At 70.1% G+C, this 18,292-nt stretch carries 15 protein-coding genes; 7 read left to right on the top strand and 8 right to left on the bottom strand.

The genetic code is table 11. The features are described 5' to 3' along the window. Window positions 1–34: 34 nt before the first annotated feature. Entirely contained in the window at window positions 35–940 is a 906-nt protein-coding gene (locus ACWENQ_RS01795) for a hypothetical protein (protein ID WP_452412607.1), read from the top strand. A 43-nt stretch (window positions 941–983) separates the two neighbouring features. Here the strand turns inward: ACWENQ_RS01795 and ACWENQ_RS01790 are convergent, their stop codons facing one another. The 8 genes from ACWENQ_RS01790 to ACWENQ_RS01755 form a co-directional block, all read right to left on the bottom strand. Continuing rightward, window positions 984–3,050, bottom strand: a complete 2,067-nt coding sequence (locus ACWENQ_RS01790; RefSeq protein WP_452412606.1) for a phosphocholine-specific phospholipase C — start codon at window positions 3,048–3,050, stop codon at window positions 984–986. A gap of 14 nt (window positions 3,051–3,064) precedes the next feature. Beyond that, the gene (locus tag ACWENQ_RS01785; protein ID WP_452412605.1) at window positions 3,065–4,936 is read right to left on the bottom strand and encodes a glycoside hydrolase family 5 protein; all 1,872 of its coding nucleotides are present in this window, start codon (window positions 4,934–4,936) and stop codon (window positions 3,065–3,067) included. Between the two features lie 65 nt (window positions 4,937–5,001). Next, complete coding sequence (locus tag ACWENQ_RS01780) at window positions 5,002–5,829, bottom strand: carbohydrate ABC transporter permease (RefSeq protein WP_452412604.1); 828 nt, start codon at window positions 5,827–5,829, stop codon at window positions 5,002–5,004. A gap of 1 nt (window position 5,830) precedes the next feature. After that, window positions 5,831–6,802, bottom strand: a complete 972-nt coding sequence (locus ACWENQ_RS01775; protein WP_449917314.1) for a carbohydrate ABC transporter permease — start codon at window positions 6,800–6,802, stop codon at window positions 5,831–5,833. A gap of 2 nt (window positions 6,803–6,804) precedes the next feature. Continuing rightward, complete coding sequence (locus ACWENQ_RS01770) at window positions 6,805–8,073, bottom strand: ABC transporter substrate-binding protein (RefSeq protein WP_452412603.1); 1,269 nt, start codon at window positions 8,071–8,073, stop codon at window positions 6,805–6,807. A 149-nt stretch (window positions 8,074–8,222) separates the two neighbouring features. After that, the gene (locus ACWENQ_RS01765) at window positions 8,223–9,428 is read right to left on the bottom strand and encodes an ROK family protein (RefSeq protein ID WP_449917320.1); all 1,206 of its coding nucleotides are present in this window, start codon (window positions 9,426–9,428) and stop codon (window positions 8,223–8,225) included. A 129-nt stretch (window positions 9,429–9,557) separates the two neighbouring features. Continuing rightward, window positions 9,558–10,436, bottom strand: a complete 879-nt coding sequence (locus ACWENQ_RS01760; RefSeq protein ID WP_452412602.1) for a TrmH family RNA methyltransferase — start codon at window positions 10,434–10,436, stop codon at window positions 9,558–9,560. Continuing rightward, the gene (locus ACWENQ_RS01755) at window positions 10,384–11,136 is read right to left on the bottom strand and encodes a DUF4184 family protein (protein WP_449917324.1); all 753 of its coding nucleotides are present in this window, start codon (window positions 11,134–11,136) and stop codon (window positions 10,384–10,386) included. Before ACWENQ_RS01755 ends, ACWENQ_RS01760 begins: the two co-directional genes overlap by 53 nt. A gap of 108 nt (window positions 11,137–11,244) precedes the next feature. Between ACWENQ_RS01755 and ACWENQ_RS01750 the strand changes: the two genes are divergently transcribed. From ACWENQ_RS01750 to ACWENQ_RS01725, 6 genes are all read left to right on the top strand, one after another. Beyond that, complete coding sequence (locus tag ACWENQ_RS01750) at window positions 11,245–11,880, top strand: cation transporter (RefSeq protein ID WP_452412601.1); 636 nt, start codon at window positions 11,245–11,247, stop codon at window positions 11,878–11,880. Between the two features lie 132 nt (window positions 11,881–12,012). Then, window positions 12,013–13,770: a substrate-binding domain-containing protein gene (locus ACWENQ_RS01745; protein ID WP_449917327.1), complete on the top strand. Its 1,758-nt coding sequence runs from the start codon at window positions 12,013–12,015 to the stop codon at window positions 13,768–13,770. 108 nt (window positions 13,771–13,878) lie between these two features. Beyond that, the gene (locus ACWENQ_RS01740) at window positions 13,879–15,471 is read left to right on the top strand and encodes a sigma-70 family RNA polymerase sigma factor (RefSeq protein WP_452412600.1); all 1,593 of its coding nucleotides are present in this window, start codon (window positions 13,879–13,881) and stop codon (window positions 15,469–15,471) included. A gap of 261 nt (window positions 15,472–15,732) precedes the next feature. After that, entirely contained in the window at window positions 15,733–16,101 is a 369-nt protein-coding gene (locus tag ACWENQ_RS01735) for a hypothetical protein (protein WP_354913599.1), read from the top strand. Next, entirely contained in the window at window positions 16,098–17,228 is a 1,131-nt protein-coding gene (locus ACWENQ_RS01730) for a GNAT family N-acetyltransferase (RefSeq protein ID WP_452412599.1), read from the top strand. Before ACWENQ_RS01735 ends, ACWENQ_RS01730 begins: the two co-directional genes overlap by 4 nt. A 220-nt stretch (window positions 17,229–17,448) precedes the next feature. Next, window positions 17,449–18,285, top strand: coding sequence for a glycosyltransferase family 2 protein (locus tag ACWENQ_RS01725; RefSeq protein ID WP_354913602.1), 837 nt, complete (start codon window positions 17,449–17,451; stop codon window positions 18,283–18,285). Window positions 18,286–18,292: the final 7 nt, after the last annotated feature.

Raw genomic sequence — 18,292 nt, 5'->3', positions numbered from 1 at the left:
GGATCCTGGAGACGCGGCCGGAGGAAGACGTGCCATGTTGGGACCGCGGAAGCAGTCGCCGAGGAGCTCGGGATGGAGCGCTCCCCGCAGGCAGTGGCCGGACCGGGTGGCCGCTGTCGTGATCTCACCCTTCAGCGTCATCTGGATCTCACGGGGCCCGTCACGGCGGGTGCGGCTGGGGCGCTTCCTCGTCGTCCTCTACATCACCAACGTGATGTGGAAGGTCTGGGAGATCTACCAGAGCAACCCGGCGGGGTTCATGCCGTACGTGCGGGGAGAGAGGGACGTGCTGCCGCTCCTCTATCTCCCGCCGCCGCTGGTCACGAAGTCAAACTTATCGCCCTGGATCGACCGGCCGCTGCTGGCGATCATGCTCGTGGTCCTCTTCTGGGCGGTCGGTCCGCACAACGTGCTGAAGGTGGCCCTCTATCTGCTGATCGTGCTCGGCATCGCGATGGCCGCGCCGATCAGCCGCGTGTCGGTCAACGCCGCCGTCGAGTCGGCGATGGCGTGGTGGCTCCAGACCGCGTGGCCGTGGCTCGCGCAGGCCGCCGTGAGTTCCTGGACGGCGCTCGCCCTCGGCCTGCTGCTGGCGGCCGCCTGCCTGGTGGGCTTCACCGCCACCTGCCTCGCGGTCGTCCACCTGGCCAGGGAGCTGATCGCGGACGAGATGCACCCGCGGGACGTGGCGCGGTGTTTCGGCGTCGTCGTCGCGGGCGCGATCGCCGCCGGTGTCATCGTCGAGCTGGCCGCCTGGTCGGTGCACCTCATGCGGCACGTCTACGCCTTTCCCGACTGGCTGCCCTTCCTCTGGACCGTCTTCCTGGCGGGCCTGGCCGCCACCACCGCCGTGACCGCGGACATGGTCGCCGGCCAGGGGCCCGGCGACGGCGACCGTTCCGCCGGCGCCGCGACCCCCGCCCGGCGTCGCCGCGCATGAGCCCGTGGCGGGGTGTCCGCCTTCCTGATCTCTTTCGACCGCGCTAGCCGGAAACGCCGGCCCGGCCGTTCTCGAGGTGACCCATCAGCCGGCGGTGAAAGGACGGGTCCTCGGCGACGGTCAGCCGCAGGTCGTACCAGCCTGACGTGGTGTCCCAGGAGATGACCGTCCGCTCTCCCGGCGCGACCGCCGCGTCCCGCCGACCGGCGTCGTAGGCGAGCGCTTCGAGGGTGAACGTCAGCGGGGCAGGGCCCGGGTTGCGGATCGTCATCGTGAGCCGGTGCCCGTCACCGCGGGAGGACACCGCCACGTCGGCGGCCGGGCCCGCGCCCGACCCGGCGAACTCGCGCCGGAACCCGTTCGGGCCGGTGAGAAGCAGCCGGTAGGCGCCGCTCTCGACGGGGACGGTGAGGGACAGCGTGCCGAGCACGTCGCAGTGGCGCGGGAACCGGAACTCCCCGGCGTACGGGTAGAGGGCGAAATGGCTGCCCCGCTCGCCGGCGTCGGTCATGGTGACGATCAGCTCGTCCCCCGCCAGGACGGCGGACGCCTCCGGCCGGTAGGGCAGCGGCCGGGCAGGCCGGGTGCCGGGCTCCTGCGTGGCGAGCCGTGCCACGGTGGGCGGCGTGGCAGGCCAGCGCACCCGGAACGGTGGCACGACGACTCCCGCACCCGCCTGCGGCGCTTCCCCGGCCGCGCCGGCTTCCGGCAGGACGGCCTGCGGCACCCCCGCGCCGGTGCCCGCGTCCGGTGTGGCGGGCGCGGGCGCGTCGAAGTCGAAGGCCGAGGTGAGGTCGCCGGCGACGCGGCGTCGCCACGAGGTGATGTTGGGCTCCGCGACGCCGAGCCAGCGTTCCACGAAACGGATCGTGGACGTGTGGTCGAACACCTCCGAGCAGACGTGCCCGCCGATCGTCCACGGTGACACGACCGTCATCGGCACCCGGTAGCCGAGCCCGATCGGAAGCCCGTCGACGAACTCGTCCTCGGTGCCCTCAGGGGGCAACGGTGGCGGCACGTGGTCGAAGAAGCCGTCGTTCTCGTCGAAGGTGAGGAAGAGCGCGGTCCGCTCCCACACCGAGGGATGCGAGGCGAGCGCGTCCAGGATGTCGTAGACGAGGTCGGCGCTGTGGGCCGGGCTGGACGGGTCCGGGTGCTCGGAGTACGCCTCCGGCGCGACGATGTAGGAGACCTGCGGGAGCCGTCCCTCGGCCACGTCCGCGCGGAAGGAGGCGGCGAGCCGCCCGGGCTCGACCCTGGACAGCCCCCGCTCGTAGGCGTCGAGGTCGGCAGGGGACAGCTCCGCGACCCCCTTCCGCAACGCCCCGAGCATCTCCTCCCGATCGGTCGCGGGGAGCCGGAGCAGGGAGGTGTAGAAGGAGTGCAGGCTCCGGTGGGGTGTGTGCGCCAGGGCCCTGCGCGCGACCTCCTTGAAGGAGACGAAGTAGTCCAGCGAGTTGCACTGGTAGTTGTCCCACTCCTGGTAGACCCGCCAGGTACGGCCCGCCGCCGTCAGCCTCTCCGGGTAGGACGTGTGCGTGTAGCCGGGATGGGTGTCCTCCTCGCAGGCGTCGTTGCCGGTGGTGCGCCGCCCTGACGGCTCGATCCCCGCGGTGCCTGACCAGTGGTAGAGCCGGTTGGGGTTCGTCGGCCCGAACATCGAGCAGTGGTAGGCGTCGCACAGGGTGAAGGCGTCGGCCAACTCGAACTGGAACGGCAGATCGCCGCGGTCGAAGTGGACCATCGCGCCGGGCCCCTTGCCCGCGATCCAGCCGTCCTGCCAGCCGCCGCCCCGCGTCCGCTGCCCCGTGTCCCACTCGTGGTCGACGCCCTGCACGTACTGGAGGTCGCCCTCGGTCAGGTCCCGGCCGCCGGTCCCGGCGCGCACCGGGAAGGGCAGCACGCCGGACTGGTCGAACACCGGTCGGCCGTCCGGCAGCGTGATGGCGTTACGGTCACCGAACCCGCGCACTCCACGCAGTGTGCCGAAATAGTGGTCGAAGGAGCGGTTCTCCTGCATGAAGAACACGACGTGCTGGAGGGAGCCGAGCCCGCCGGGCGGCACCGGCCGGGCCAGCGCCGCCCGCAGGGAGGGGGGAAGAGCGGACAAGGGACAGCGGCCTTTCAGAGTTTGCGGCAGTACAGGGCGTCCGGCGTGCCGTAGCGTCCGACGCTGTAGGAGAATGCGATCCCGGCGGCGTACTCGTCGGAGGCGCACTGCGCCTTGCGGTAGCCGTAAGCGTAGTCGCCGCCCTCACCGGAGGCGGGACGGCTGTCGCCCCGGTCGTCCCACAGCGTCCGTCCTGCCCCGGCGAGCGGGACCCGCCCGGGAGCGCAGAGGACAGCCGAGACCCGGTCGCCGCGCAGGCTGTAGCCGTTCATGAACTGGCCCGCGGGGCACTGGTACTTGGTGAACCCCGACGCCCAGTCGGTCGTGACGTTCTCACTGGTCACCACGGTCGCCGGGCCGGAGGCCCACAGGTCCGCCGCTCCGGCGTCGGTGCACAGGCCGCCCTGGCCCTTCTGGCTGACGCCGATCAGGCGCTGGTCGTCAGGGCATGACAGCTTGCGCGCGCCCGTGTCCCAGTCCCCCTGGGCCCGCATCCGCGCCGACTGGTTCGCGTCGTCGTGGATGGCCCGCAGCATGGACCAGGTGCGGACAGGGGCGACCGGCCCAGTGCGCCCTGCGGCGGCGATCAGGCGACGCCAGTGCGCGCCCCGCCAGTCGCCGGTGTCGAGCACGCTGCGCAGCCCGCCGTCGGCCGAGTAGCGGACGAGGCCCCAGGTGTTGCCCTGGTCGTTCTCCTGGAAGCCGACCATCGGCCAGTACGCGAACTCCACGTCGGTGTCGATGAGGAAGTCGACCATGGCGGCGAACCAGGCCTTGTCCTTGTCGGTGGCGGACTTGCCGACGCCGAACTCGCTGATCCACACGGGGGCGGTGAAATGCCGGTCCGGCGTGGTCGCCACGTAGGTGGCGGTGTCGCGCATGACGGCGAACAGGTCGGAGCGGCTCAGATCGCGGTAGCGGGGGTCGTGGGTCTCCCCGAGGCCTTCGGCGCCGGTGTGCTGCGGGCCGGTGTAGCCGTAGAAGTGCGCGGCGTAGACCAGTTTGTGCGAGCGGACGAGGGTCTGCGAGAGCGTGCTGACCGGCTTGAGGAGCGGTCTGTCGTGCCAGACCCCGTCGAGCGGGATCCCCGACCAGTTGATCCCTTCGATCATGATGAGCAGATCCGGGTTGGCCTCGGCGAGGATGCGATCACCGGCCCGCTGGGCGGCGGCGGCCCAGTCGTGGTCGTCGCCCGAGCCCCAGTTGGGATTGTCCCAGGTGTCCCGGCGCACCTCGTTGCGCAGGTCGGCGCCGACGACCCGGTTGTTGGCACGGTACCGCCTGGCCATGAACACCCAGTCGTCCAGCCACTTCTGGGTGCTCTGGCTGCTGTTCCACCGCTCGTTGCCGTCGACGCCGCAGCACCAGCGGGTGGTGGTCGTGTGGTTGTTGAGGATGACGGCGAGCCCGTCGGCGGTGAGCGCCTCGACGACCTTGTCGTAGACCTGGAGCGGGGTGAGGCCGCGCAGGTCCGGGTTGGCCGCCACGCCGGCGTCGGTGACGGGTCGCGCGTCGTTGATCATCGCGTTGGAGAACGGCAGGCGGACGCTGTTGACGCCGAGCGCGCGGAAGTCCGCGATCAGCCTGCTCATCGGGACGCGGTCCAGGCCGAGCGGGACCCGGTGGGAGGTCTCGGAGGCGTAGTTGTTGGCGGGGTCCTCGTCGTCGCCGCTGCCGGTCCAGGTGCCGCTGGCGCCGTGCCAGTTGCCGGACCGCAGCTTGAACCGCTTGCCCGTGGCGTCCACGATGTAGCGGCCCCGGGTGCTGAGCGGTCCCTCCCAGGACGCCGCGAGGGGAACCGGCTCGGCGGCGGACGCGGAGGAGGGGATCACGGCCAGGCCGCTGACAGCGGTGGCGAGGACGGCTAACAGTGCTCTGATTCTCATGAGGCACCTCGGAGGGGAGAGTGACGCGCGAGGACCGCGGCGTCGCGGGGGGTGGAGGGGGCTCGCTAGTCCTTCATGCCGGTGGCGGCGATGCCCTGGACGATGTGACGTTGCGCGATGAGGAAGACCACGATCAGCGGGAGGATCGTGACGACGGCCCCGGCGAACAGCGCCGGCAGGTTGATCGTCTGCGAGGTGAGGAAGGTGGACAGCGCGATCTGGGCGGTCCACGACTCGGGGTCCTGGCCGATGACGAGGGGCCAGAGGAAGGCGTTCCAGCTCTCCAGGAACGACAGCGCGCCCAGCGAGGCGAGCATGGCGCCCGAGTTGGGCAGCGCGACCCGCCAGTACACGCCCAGATGGCCCAGGCCGTCCAGGCGGCCCGCCTCCTCGATCTCCTGGGGGAACTTCAGGTAGAAGTTGCGGAACAGCAGCACCGAGAACGCGTTGAACAGGCCCGGCGCGATGACGCCCCACTGCGTGTCGACCCCGCCCATCGCGCTGACCAGCACGAAGGTCGGCACGAACGTGGCCGAGGTGGGGATCATCAGCGTGACGACGATGAAGGTCATGACCACGCCGCGGCCGGGCACGGGAATGCGGGCCAGGGCGTAGCCGGCCATGGAGCCGAGCATGGTCGAGACCGGCGCGGTGACGATCGCGATGAGGAAGGAGTTCCAGAGCGCGTTGCCCATCGGCACCGACGGGTCGTCGAACACGTCCTTGAAGCCCTGCAGGCTGAAGGGGTCGGGCAGCCAGTGCCAGTCCAGGTCGGTGATCTGCGTGCCGGACATCAGGGCGGCGCGCAGCATGAAGTAGAACGGGGCGAGGAACAGCGCGGCTGCGACGCCCAGGGCCAGGTACGCCAGGGCCGTCCCGAGGTTCTTGCGCATGTCAGTCCCTCCGGCCGAACCCGACGAGGCGGCCCTGCAGCAGGGTCACCAGGACGATCAGCAGGGTCAGCAGGAACGCCCCCGCCGAGCCCACGCCGTAGTTCTGGTCCTTGAGCGCGGAGTCGTACAGGAAGACCAGCGGCGGCCGCACCGGGGCGGCGGAGCTTCCGGCGGCGGTGACGAAGATGTTGTAGAACTCGTCGAAGGCCTGGAACGCGGCGATGAGGATGAGCATGAGTATCGCCACCGAGGTGTTGCGCAGCATCGGCAGGGTGACGTGCCGGAACTGGCGCCACCGGGACGCGCCGTCCAGCGCGGCCGCTTCGTACAGGTGGCCCGGGATGGCCTGCAGGCCCGCCAGGAAGAGGATCATGTAGAGCCCCACCTGGAGCCAGAGCCGCAGGGTGACGATCACGATCCAGTACAGGGGCGGGTCGCTGCTGGCGATCCAGGGTCGGACGTCCCAGCCGAAGAGCCCGCCGATGGTGTTGGCGACGCCGGACGGCAGGCCGTTGAACAGGCTCATCTTCCAGATCAGGGCGGCGACGACGTAGGAGACGGCGGCCGGGAGGAGGAAGGTCGTGCGGAAGAAGGCCCGGCCACGGCGCAGCCCGTTCAGCAGGACGGCGAGCCCGAGCGAGATGCCGAAGGTCACCGGCACGATGAAGATCGTGAACAGCACGATCCCGGCCATCGAGGACCGGAACGCCTCGTCCTCCAGCAGGAACGCGTAGTTGTCCAGGCCGACCCACGAGCCCAGGTCGACGGAGCCGCGCGCGTCGCTGAAGCTCAGCAGGAAGCTCCAGCCGATGGCGATGTACTTGAACAGGCCGAGGCCGACCAGCATGGGCGCGGTCAGCAGGGCGAACGCCCCGAAGGCCGACCAGTCGGTCCGCCGCGCGCGGCGGACCGGCCGGGCCTCAGCCGGCCGCGAGGCGGTGGCCGCGCGCCCGGTCGTGACGGTGTCGGGCATCGTCAGGCCAGCTGCTTGTCGAGTTCGGCCTGGCACTTGGCGGCGGCCTGGTCGAGCAGCGTCTTGGCGTCGCCGCCGTTCTTGGCGACCTCACGTACGGCCTGCGCGAACGCCGAGTCCATCGCGGTGTTCCACAGGTTCGGGTACGCCCTGCCGGTGTTCGCCAGGATGTCGGCGGCGTCCTTGGCCGGGCCCGAACCGAACTCGGTGGTCTGCGCGGCGACGCTCTTCCGCGCCGGGACGTGGAACCCGTAGCTGACGCACCAGTCCTTCTGCAGGTCCGCCTGCTTGATCCAGAGCCATTCGATGAACTTCTTGGCCTCGTCGACGTGCTTGCCCCTGGCGCCGGCGACGGCGAACCAGCCGCCCACGCGGGAGACGGCCTGGCCGGTGTCGCCGAACTTCGGCCACGCGACGACGCCGAAGTCGTCGCCGAGCGCCTTCTTGATGGCGGGCATGGCCCACAGGCCGCACCACTGCATGGCGGTGGCGCCCTGGATGAACGCGCCCGGGTCGTACCAGTCGGTGGTGAAGTCCTGCAGCAGCGACTTGTCGTCGTGCAGTTGCTTGAGGCCGGCGATCGCGGCGACGCCTTCGGCCGAGTTGAAGGCGACCTTCCTGCCTTCGGGGTCGAGCAGGTCGCCGCCGTTCGACCACAGCAGCAGGTAGGGGGCGTTGCCGAGGCCGTCGGAGCCGACGAACAGACCCTTGCGCTCGCGGCTGGTGAGCTTCTTGGCCGCGGCGGCCAGCTCGGTGAACGTGGTGGGCGGCGTGACCCCGGCCTGCTGCAGGACGCTCTTGCGGTAGTACAGGACCATCGCGTCGTCCATCATCTTCAGGCCGTAGAGCTTGCCGTCGGAGGAGGCGGAGTCCAGCGCCACCTTGGTGTACTCACCCTGCTGGCCCTTGACGATGTCGTCGAGCGGCGCGAACAGGCCGTTCTTCACATCGATGTACTGGAAGTCGCCGATCTCGAACAGGTCGGGCGCCTGCGGGGTGAGCAGCGTCGAGTGCAGCTTCGCCGAGTAGTCACCCGCGATCCAGGTGACCTTGATGGCGACGTCCGGGTTGGCCTTGGTGTACTCCTTGGCGTATCGGATCGCGGCCTGCTGGGTGCCGGCCTCGCCGTAGGCGTGGTACCACTGCTCCAGCATGATCTTGGCTCCGGCCTTGGCGGCGTCGTCCTTGCCGCAGGCCGCCAGCGCCATGCCGCCGACGAAGAGGAGCGACCCGCCCAGGAAGGCGCGGCGGGAGGTGGTGAAGGTGTTCATCGGGGGGGTGGTTCCTTTCTGCAGGGCTGCAGGGGCGGAGGCGCCCTGTCGGCCACGGGGTGGGCCTTCTCTTGGCGGCCGCGGGGTGGGCCCTTCTCCGGGGACCGCGGTGTGGGCCTTTTCTGGGGTACGGCTTCTGGGGTACGGCGCTAGCCGGCGGGGGTGACGAGGGACTGGACGGCGACGGCCGCCGCGCCGCGCGCCCACTCCTCGAACGGCAGCGGGCGGATGATCAGGCTGCACCGCCCCGCGCTGCCGTAGGCCTGGGCCGCGAACGCCTCGCGGATCGACTCCTCGAGCAGGTCGTAGGCGTCGAGCCCTTCGCCTGAGACCACGAGACGTTCGGGGCCGAAGAGGTTGGCCACCACGGCCAGCCCGAGCCCGATGGCCTGGCCGACGGTGCCGAAGACCTTGCGGAGCACCTGGTCGCCGGAGCGGGCCCGCTCGACCGCCTGGCTGATCGTGAGATCCTCGACGCCGGTGGCCCGGCGGGCTTCGGTGATCAGGGCCTGGGTGGAGGCCAGCGCCTCCAGGCAGCCCATCGCGCCGCAGTGGCACTGCGGCCCCTCGATCCCGATCGGCACGTGACCGATCTCGCCGGACACGCCGAACGCGCCGGAGATGAGACCGCCGTTGGCGACGAACGCGCTGCCGATTCCGGTGCCGACGGTGACCAGGGCGAAGGAGGAGGCGCCGATGCCCTCGCCGAACCACTGCTCGGCGACCGCGAGGGCCTTGACGTCGTTCTCCAGGGTCGTGGTGAGCCCGGTGGCCTCCTCGAGGAGGGCGGCGAGCGGGACGTCCCGCCAGCCGAGGAACGGTGAGTAGCGGACGGTGCCGGTGTCGCGGTCGGCGTCGCCGGGGATGGCGACGCCGAGCCTGTGGGCCCGCTGCCGGAAGTCGGGGTGCTGGTCCAGCAGCTCCGTGACGAGCGCGGCGATGGCCGCGACGACGTCGGCGGGTTCCATGGGGGCGCCCGGGGCGTCGGTCCGCACGTCGAAGCCGGGGACGGGGTGGTGACGGGCGGCCACGACCCGGGCGCCGAGGTCGGTGACCACGCCGATGAGATCGTCACCGGTGATCTTGATGCCGACGAAGTACTCGCGTTCCGGCACGATCGCCAGAGGGCTGGCGGGCCTGCCCGCTCCGGGGGCGGTCCGCTCGACGGGCGCCAGTTCCTTCAGATAGCCCGCGTCGATCAGCGGCCGCGCGGTCTTGGTCACCGCGGCCGGTGACAGACCGGCCAGCCGGGCGAGGTCCACCCTGCTCACCGGGCCGAGGGTGAGGACCATGGTGAAGATCGCTGCGGCGGTGGGGCCGGTGATGGGCGTCCCGGGGTCCTGGCTTCTCGGCATGCCGGTCACCGTAGAGTCAACTAATTAATGTCGTCAAGAATTTAATTCCGAGCGTTCACGCCCTACACTTCCCGCATCGTCGCCGATCGTGCGAGGAACGCCCCGTCATGCCCGAGTACGCCGCCCGGGTTACGGTTGTTGCCCACCTGGACGGATGGAGGTGCCGCGCATGAGCCCGTGGCAGGCGATCGCCGCGGCGGCCACCACGTTCAGCGAGTCCACCCCCGCCTCCATCGCGGCCGGGCTCATCGGGATGCACACCTGCTCGTCGGCCTCCCGCAGCCAGCGCGAGGACAGCCCGTCCCCCTCCGACCCGAGCAGCAGCGCCACCCGATCACGCATCTCGACAGCATCTATAGGTGTGACCTTCTGATCAGGAGTCAACGCCAGCGTCTGGTAGCCCGCCGCGCGGATCTCCTCCAGCCCTTCGTACCAGTTGTCCATGCGGGCGTAGGGGATGGCGAAGACGGCGCCCATCGACACCTTGACCGACCTTCTATAGAGAGGGTCAGCACAGCGCGGCGAGAGGATGATCGCGTCAACCCCGAGAGCGGCCGCGCACCGGAAGATCGCCCCGACGTTTCCGTGGTCGACCAGATCCTCCAGGACCACGATCCGCGACGCGCCCGTGAGCGTCTCGGCCACCGGCGCCACGGGCAGCCGCTCCATCGAGGCCAGCGCTCCCCTGTGCACCTGGAAGCCGGCCACACCCTGCATGACCTCCTCGGAGACCACGTAGACGGTCGCGCCGCCGAGCACGTCGGCCAGCGACTCGAGCCAGCGTTCGGTGGTGAGGACGGAGCGCACGGGATAGCCCGCGCCGATCGCCCTCCTGATCACCTTCTCCCCTTCGGCGACGAACAGGCCCTGCTCGGCCTCCAGGCTCTTGCGCAGTTCCACGTCGCGCAGGCCGGTGAAGTCGGACAGGCGGGGGTCGTGGGCGTCGGATACGTACTCAGGCACCGTCGAATACTGCCATGAGCCGCCTGAGCTGCCAGATCCCGGCATAGACGATGAGCACCAGGCACGACCCGACGAGCGTTCCCGCGCCGAGTCTGGTGACCAGGGAGGCCAGCCCGCCGTCCGGCGGGTTCAGCAGGGGCCAGCAGACCGCGCCCGCCACGGACCCGGCCACGCCCGCCCACAGCACCGCCCGCCGTACCCGCTCGGGCAGGACCAGCCCCTCGGGCGGGGGCACGTCGGCCATCCGCGACAGGCCGCGCCACGCCCACCAGGTCACGAAGGCCAGGCCGACGGCCGAGGAGATGTACTGCAGCAGCCGGAAGACGGTGACCACGCCCAGCACCTCGTGGTCGAGCCACGTCCACCCCCAGATCGCCGAGCTGTAGGAGTGGGTGAAGGAGTCCCAGAACACGTGGGTCGCCGCCCCGGCCGCCGCGCCCGCCACGAGGGGCAGGATCCGCGGGGCGGGGCGCAGCGAGGCGGCCCTGCCCACCAGGTCCGGCGGCAGCAGCGCGACGAGCGGCAGCCGGAACAGGCCCGCGAAGGCGGCCACCAGCACGCACACCACGAGCGGGTCGACCGTGACGACCCAGGCCGGGGAGTGCCAGAGCGAGTAGTCGGGAAGGAAGGGCAGGAAGATCGGCAGGTCGGGCACCATCGCGCCGAGCGCGAGCGCCCACGGATCGAGCCACCGCACCCTGAACAGCGGGACGACGGCGGCGACATGGCTCGGTGTGAACGGCACGGACACTCCCCTGTGATGTTTGACCGAGCTTTGCACAGAAACTCCACCATAACGGAGGGTAGTGAGTAGTGTACGGAGCGCTGTCATTGACCGCGTGATAGGGAGATCATGGTGCCTGACTGTCTGGTTTCCGCACCGGCCCCGTCAGCCGCCTGGCTCCGCGACGCGGCGCGGGCCCGCGCCCTGTCGGTCGTCACGCTGGTGTGGCTCGGCCTGGAGAGCACGCTCGGCCTGGCGGCCGGGCTGTCCGCGCACTCCGTCGCGCTGATCGGATGGGGGCTGTCCTCCCTCGTCGAGGCGCTGGCCAGCCTGATCGTGGTGTGGCGTTTCACCGGCTCGCGGACGCTGTCGCCCCATGCGGAGGAGCGGGCCAGGCGCGCGGTGGCGGTGAGCTTCTGGCTGCTGGCGCCGTACCTGGTCGCGCACGTGCTGTACGACCTCGACGCGGGCCACCGCGCGGCGCCGACGGTGCTCGGCGTCGTGGTCACGTCGGTGAGCCTGGTGAGCATGCCCGTGCTGGGGCTGGCCAAGCGACGGCTGGGCGCCCGGCTGCGTTCGCCGGCCACCCGCGGGGAGGGCGCCCAGAACCTCATCTGCGCGGCGATGGCCGCCGGTGTCCTGGCGGGTCTGTGGCTCAACACCTTCGGCGTCTGGTGGGCCGATCCCGCGGTGGCGACGGCTCTCGCGGTGGTCGCGGTGCGCGAGGGAACGCGCGCGTGGCGTGGTCACGACTGCTGCCACTGACCGGCACGCTGGGTAATCGATGCACCACATCACTGGTTTTGCCACACCAAGCGCACCGAGTATCGTTCGGTCAGCGCCGCGGAGTTTCTCCCGGTATGGTGACCCGAACTTATCGACACCAAAGAGGGCAACGTGGGGCGACACCGTACAGACGAGCTCGATGACGGCTACACCTCCCCGCGCCGGCGCCCCAGCAGAGGGCGCGGCAGAGTACTGGTCCCCCTGGCGGGTGCCGTGGCACTCGCCGTCCTGCTGGGTGTCGCCGCCTTCGTCCTGTTCACCAGGGAGCGTGGCTGTTCGGGCGATCCGCTCGCGCTGCGCGTCGTGGCCACCCCTGACATCGCGCCCGCACTGAACAAGATCGCCGGTTCGTTCAACGAGACGGGCAAGGCCGTGGACGGCAAGTGCGTCGGCGTGACCGTCGTCAAGGAGTCGGCCGCCAAGTCGGCCAACAGCTTCGCCAACGGCAAGCTCGACGCCGACATGTGGATCGCCGACTCCAGCCTGCTGGTCGACATGCTGCGCGAGGCAGAGTCGGGCGTCACGTTGCCCGCGCCCACCGGATCGGTCGCCAGTTCCCCCATCGTGCTGGTCGCCGCCAAGAGCGCCGCCGCCAACCTGACCAAGAGCCTGAAGCCGAGCTGGCAGAGCCTCATCAGCGTGACGAACGTGGCCAACGCCGACGGCGTCGCCAAGAAGATCCGTGTCCTGGCGCTCGATCCGGCCAAGAACTCGGCCGGGCTGGGCGCGCTCGTGGCCGCCGCGGGCGCGGCGAAGAAGGCGGGGCTGGGCGACGAGCAGCTCGTCGGCGCGCTGAAGAAGCTGTCGGAGCAGATCGCCGCCGACCCGAGCGCGCTGCTGGCCAGCCTGACCGTCAAGTCGGGCAGCAGGGTGCCGATCGGCGTCGCCTCCGAGCAGAGCATCTGGGCGCACAACAACAAGAAGTCCGCCTCACCCGTCGTCCCGCTCTATCCCGAGGACGGCACGCTGAGCCTCGACTACCCCGTCGTCGTCACCGCGAAGGACGCCGCCACGCAGAAGGCCGCCGCCGCCTTCACCCAGCAGCTCGCCACGGACCCCGCCAAGAAGACCCTGCGCGACCACGGCTTCCGCACGCCCGACGGCAAGGGCGGCGGCGCGCTGGCCGCCGACAAGGGCTTCGAGCAGGCCGCTCCCCAGGCGCTGCCCTCGCCCGACACCAGGAACGTGGCGAGCATGCGGCAGACCTGGTCGCGCCTCAACCTGGGCACCAGGATGCTGGCGCTGCTCGACGTCTCCGGCACCATGGCGCTGCCCGTCCCGGGCGCGGGCATGACCCGCATGCAGGCGATCACCAAGATCGCCGGCGAGGGTCTCGCGCTGTTCCCCGCCGACAGCGAGATCGGCGTCTGGAGCTTCTCGACACTGCTCGACGGCCAGAAGGACTACAAGGAGCTGGTGTCGGTCGGACCGCTGAGCGAGATGGTCGACGGCGTGCCCCGCAAGCAGATCCTCGGCCAGCAGCTGGCCACGGTGCAGGCCAAGGCCACCGGCGACACCGGCCTCAACGACACGCTGATGGCCGCCTACCAGGAGATGAAGGACACCTACGAGCGCGACAAGATCAACACGATCCTGATCCTGACCGACGGCGCCGGCAACGACGACCCGACGGGCAAGGTCACCAACGCGCAGATGGTGGAGTTCCTGGAGAAGGAGTACGACCCCAAGCGCCCGGTCAACCTGCTGATCATCGCCTTCGGGCCGGACGCGCCCAAGGGCAGGAAGCAGATGGACGCGCTGGCCGCGGCCAGCGGCGGCGAGGCCTACATCGCGGAGAACATCCTCGATGTCCGCAAGTTCTTCGTGCAGGGCATGAAGCGGCGCCTGTGCGCGCCCGACTGCCGCTGACACAGGCACCGATACCCGGTCGTTATGCCAGGGCAACCCCCCTTCAGGAGGGGACGTCCTACCCGCGTGGGGCTGTGAGAAGGAGCTCGCCCGCGGGGAGGAAGATCCGTGCCCGGATGGCCTACTGTCGACCGCGCCGACGATCACCGGCTGGTGATGGCGCTGCGCCGGGCCGACCCCGACGCTCCCGCCCACCTCTACGACGCCTACGCCGAGCGGCTCCACGACTACGCCTGCTCGCTGACCGGCGACCGCACCGCCGCCGCCGACGCCGTGCACGACGCGCTGGTGACCGCGCAGGGCCGTACCGACCAGCTGAAGGAGAGCGGCAGGCTGCGGGCATGGCTGTACGCCCTGACCCGCTTCCAGAGCGTGGCCAAGACCCCCCGGACGCCTGGCACCCCGCCCCCAGTGCTCGACGACCCGGAGGACCCCGAGCTGACCGAGCTGGTGCACGAGGCGCTCGGCGAGCTGAGCAGGGGCGAGCGTGAGGTCCTCGAGCTCTCGTCGCGGCACGGGCTGACCCCATCGGAGGTGGGGGCGGTGCTCGGGCTGACCTCCAGGCAGGCCGCGACCAGGCTGGGCAGGGCGCGCGACCATCTGGAGAACGCGGCCGCGGCGGTCGTGCTGGCCAGGACGGGACGCGCCCACTGCCCCGACCTGTCGGCGATGGTCGACTCGTGGGAGGGGCCGCTCACGCCGATCCTGCGCCGCCGCCTGTCGGGGCACATCGGCGGCTGCGAGGTCTGCACCGAGGGCAGGCACCGGCACGTCTCGGCGGGCAGGCTCCTCGACATGGTGCCCGTCGCCTTCCCGCCGATCTCGCTGCGCCGCAGGGTGATCGAGACCTGCACCAGCCCGGAGCGCGACCAGACCCGCACGTTGATCACCGAGCGCGGCGACAGCTTCGACAGGACGGGTTTCCCCGTGATGGCCGAGCGCCGCTCCCGCCGCAGGCCGCGCCGCCTGGCGCCGGTCCTGACCGTCGGGGCGTGCGTGCTGGCCGCCACCGGGGCGATGATCGTGATGAACGGCCAGGCCGAGCCCGCCGCCCTGCGCATCGCGCCCACCACCGCCCTTTCCGCCGATCCCTCCGCCGCTCCCTCCGCCGACGAGCCGGCGCCTGCCGACCCCTCGGCTGAGCCGCTGGCCGAACCCGAAGCGCTGGGCGACGGCGAGGAGACGGTCGAGCCGACGCCCTCGGCGGGCCGTACGGAGGAGCGGGCGCCCCGGTCGCGGACGGCGGCCAGGCCGGTGCGAACCCCCGCCGCCCTGCCGTCGGCCCGGCGCCCGGCTCCGTCGGTCACCCGCACCAGGCCGCCCGCGCCCGCGGCCAGGCTGTCGGTCACCTGCCTGGGAACGGTCGCGGGAGCGGGCACGGTACGGCTGGCCGCGCGCGACGCCGCCGTCACCTGGACCGCGGGCGCGTCGGACGGGCTCGACGTCTTCCCCTCCGGCGGGTCGATCAAGGCGGGCCGGTCGGTGTCGATCTGGGTGACGGTCAACGATCCCGGCTCCGGCGGCGCGGGAACCGTCACGATCAGGTCCAACGGCGGCGGTGGTTCCTGCGCCGTCTCCTGGAGCGGGCAGGACGGTCATGTCCCCGAGCCGACCGACGATCCGCCCTCTTCTGTACCGTCCGAAACACCGGACCCAGGTGTGGCGCACAGCACGGCGACGCATGAGGCGCAAGGTGATTAAGAGCTCAATTTGGCGACAATGACCAACAAACCCGACTTCGCGCGCGGATGATCTCCCGCGATAGGGCAAGCTAGTGGGCCTGGGGGCCACGCAGTGTGGGACGCTCTTGACAGTGTGTTGAACAACACATTGGAATCTTGGCATGTCCGGTAAACCTGGAGCTGCCGTCAGACGTCGGCATTGACGAGCCCGAGACATGGTTGATCCCATGAACTATGTGATCAGTCACGTCTACGCCAGCTAGCAACCGGGAGTGGGGAGATGATCAGCAAGTGGAGGGCGCTCACGTGGGTGCTCGCGGCCGCGTGCATCGCGGGGGCGGTGATCGCGCTCGCCGATATCCAGACGCCATTGCGTCCACTTCTGATCTCTTTGTTCCTCTTGGTCGTTCCTGGTGCTGCGGTAGTCGGACTGTTGCGTGATCGTGACCCTCTTGCCGCACTATCAGTAGGAGCCGCGGCGAGTCTCGTCCTTAACGTTCTCCTTGCCCAAGCCATGCTTCTGTTCGACGCATGGTCCCCACGGGCCGGCGTTGCGACAGTCGCCGTGCTCGCTGGGTTCATGTACGTACTGCGCGTGTTGTATCGGGGGAAGAACATGCAAAGCGATCTGGGGGCGAGGTCACGGTGAGAATCTCGATCGTTCGCCCCGGCGAACTCGGCGACCCCGAGCGGGTTCGATGGCGGGAGCTGCAGAAGGCGGACCCCTCGCTGGACAACCCCTTCCTGTCGATCGAGTTCGCGCTCGCCATGGATCGCCTGCGTGACTACGTGAGAGTGGCCGTCATCCACGACGGCGACTCGATCGCCGGTTTCTTCCCCTACGAACGGCACAGCTTCGGCATCGGCAAGCCGCTCGGCGGCTTCCTCACCACGTGTCATGGCCTGATCTCGGCCCCCGGGCTGAAGATGGACACGAAGGCCCTCCTACGGGCCGCCAAGCTGAGCGTCTTCGACTTCGACCACATGGTCGCCGGTCAGCCGACGTTCGCGCCGTACGAGACCGACGTCCGGCCCGCTCCGATCATGGACTTCTCCGGCGGCTTCGACGCCTGGATCGAGCAGGTCAAGAGCAACTCGCCGAAGAACCTGAAGACCGTGCGCTACAAGGAGCGCAAGCTCGGCAGGGAGCAGGGCGAACTGCGCTTCGAGTACGGCACGGCCGATCCCGAGGTGCTGCGCGTGCTTCTGAACTGGAAGTCCGACCAGTACCGCAGGACCGGCAGGGTCGACAGGTTCGCCCAGCCGTGGATCGTGGAGCTCATCGACCTGATGCACGCCGAGCGTTCCGCCGACTTCTCCGGTGTCCTCACCATGCTCTACGCCGGTGACACTCCGGTGGCAGGTCATTTCGGACTGCGCACGGCGACCACCCTGGTCGGCTGGTTCCCCGCCTACGACACCGAGTTCGCCCGCTACTCCCCCGGCATCGTGCACCACCTGCAGATGGCCGAGCACGCGGCGCGAGCCGGACTGCTCGCCGTGGACATGGGCAAGGGCGGCAAGGAGTACAAGGACTGGCTGAAGAGCGGAGTCCTCTACGTCTCCGAGGGACGGGTGTCCCGCCCGTCCGCCGCCGCCGCCGTCCACTGGATCGGCAGGACTCCCGTGAACAAGGCGCGAACAATCGTGCTGGACCGACCGTCTCTCTATAAGGTGGCCGATCGCGTACTGAAGGGATTCGGGCGGGTGCGCACGACTCTGCAGTCCGATTCGTCATCGGAACGAGTGGCCAAGGAACCCACGGGAGCGCGCTGAGCGCTCTCGTCCCTCGGCAGCACAGCACCACCAGCACGAGCACCAGCACCATTTGCACCATCAGCACCACTGGCACCACCAGCAGCACCATTGGCACCCTCACTCCACTTGGACCCTTCATGCACCGTTCGTCACTTCTGCCATTCCTGACGATCCGTGTGATCGCGGATGGCCCCGGGTCCGTACGGCAGCGACAGGTCCCGGAAGGAACTAGCGCACCATGAGTCCCGACATCATCAAGACCAACGGCCACAAGGTCCAGGGCGCGGCCCTGCGATCGATGCCGCCGATCGAGCGGTTCACACCGCTCACGCCTCACCTGGCCATCTCCCCGACCGTCAGCGTGGTGGTGCCCGCGATGAACGAGGCGGAGAACCTGCCGCACGTCTTCGCCACCATCCCGCAGTGGATCGACGAGATCGTGCTCGTCGACGGCAACTCCGTCGACGACACCGTGGCCGTGGCCCGCAGGCTCAGGCCGAACGTCAAGATCGTCACCCAGACCGGCAAGGGCAAGGGCGACGCCCTGGCGGCCGGGTTCGCCGCGTGCACCAGCGACATCATCGTGATGATCGACGCCGACGGCTCCACCGACGGCCACGAGATCATCTCGTTCGTGGGCGCGCTCGTCACCGGGGCCGACTTCGTCAAGGGCTCGCGCTACATCTCCGGCGGCGGCAGCGACGACCTGACCTTCAGCCGCTACTTCGGCAACAAGGTGCTGACCACGCTGGTCAACGTCTTCTACCGGACCAAGTACACCGACCTGTGCTACGGCTACAACGCCTTCTGGACCCGTCACCTGCCGGTGCTCGACCTCGACTGCGACGGCTTCGAGGTGGAGACGCTGATGAACGTGCGCGCCGCCAAGGCGGGCCTGCGCGTGCACGAGGTGCCCAGTCACGAGCGCTGCCGGATCCACGGTGAGAGCAACCTGCACGCCGTCCGCGACGGCATCAGGGTGCTGAAGACCATCCTGCGCGAGCGGCGCCGCCGTCCCGCGCGGCCCGTGCCCGAGCCCGCCACTCGCCCGGCGGCTGATCGGGGCGTCGCGTAAAGGTCCG

Source organism: Nonomuraea sp. NPDC004354 (genome assembly GCF_053602555.1).
Note: the sequence above shows the minus strand (reverse complement) of the source record. Positions and strands in the feature narration are given on the sequence as shown.

Coding starts and splice junctions, on each gene's coding strand:
- ACWENQ_RS01735 (WP_354913599.1), top strand. CDS start 15,733: ATGATCAGCAAGTGGAGGGCGCTCACGTGGGTGCTCGCGGCCGCGTGC.
- ACWENQ_RS01760 (WP_452412602.1), bottom strand. CDS start 10,436: ATGCCGGGATCTGGCAGCTCAGGCGGCTCATGGCAGTATTCGACGGTG.
- ACWENQ_RS01765 (WP_449917320.1), bottom strand. CDS start 9,428: ATGCCGAGAAGCCAGGACCCCGGGACGCCCATCACCGGCCCCACCGCC.
- ACWENQ_RS01785 (WP_452412605.1), bottom strand. CDS start 4,936: ATGAGAATCAGAGCACTGTTAGCCGTCCTCGCCACCGCTGTCAGCGGC.
- ACWENQ_RS01770 (WP_452412603.1), bottom strand. CDS start 8,073: ATGAACACCTTCACCACCTCCCGCCGCGCCTTCCTGGGCGGGTCGCTC.
- ACWENQ_RS01750 (WP_452412601.1), top strand. CDS start 11,245: ATGGTGCCTGACTGTCTGGTTTCCGCACCGGCCCCGTCAGCCGCCTGG.
- ACWENQ_RS01775 (WP_449917314.1), bottom strand. CDS start 6,802: ATGCCCGACACCGTCACGACCGGGCGCGCGGCCACCGCCTCGCGGCCG.
- ACWENQ_RS01780 (WP_452412604.1), bottom strand. CDS start 5,829: ATGCGCAAGAACCTCGGGACGGCCCTGGCGTACCTGGCCCTGGGCGTC.
- ACWENQ_RS01725 (WP_354913602.1), top strand. CDS start 17,449: ATGAGTCCCGACATCATCAAGACCAACGGCCACAAGGTCCAGGGCGCG.
- ACWENQ_RS01795 (WP_452412607.1), top strand. CDS start 35: ATGTTGGGACCGCGGAAGCAGTCGCCGAGGAGCTCGGGATGGAGCGCT.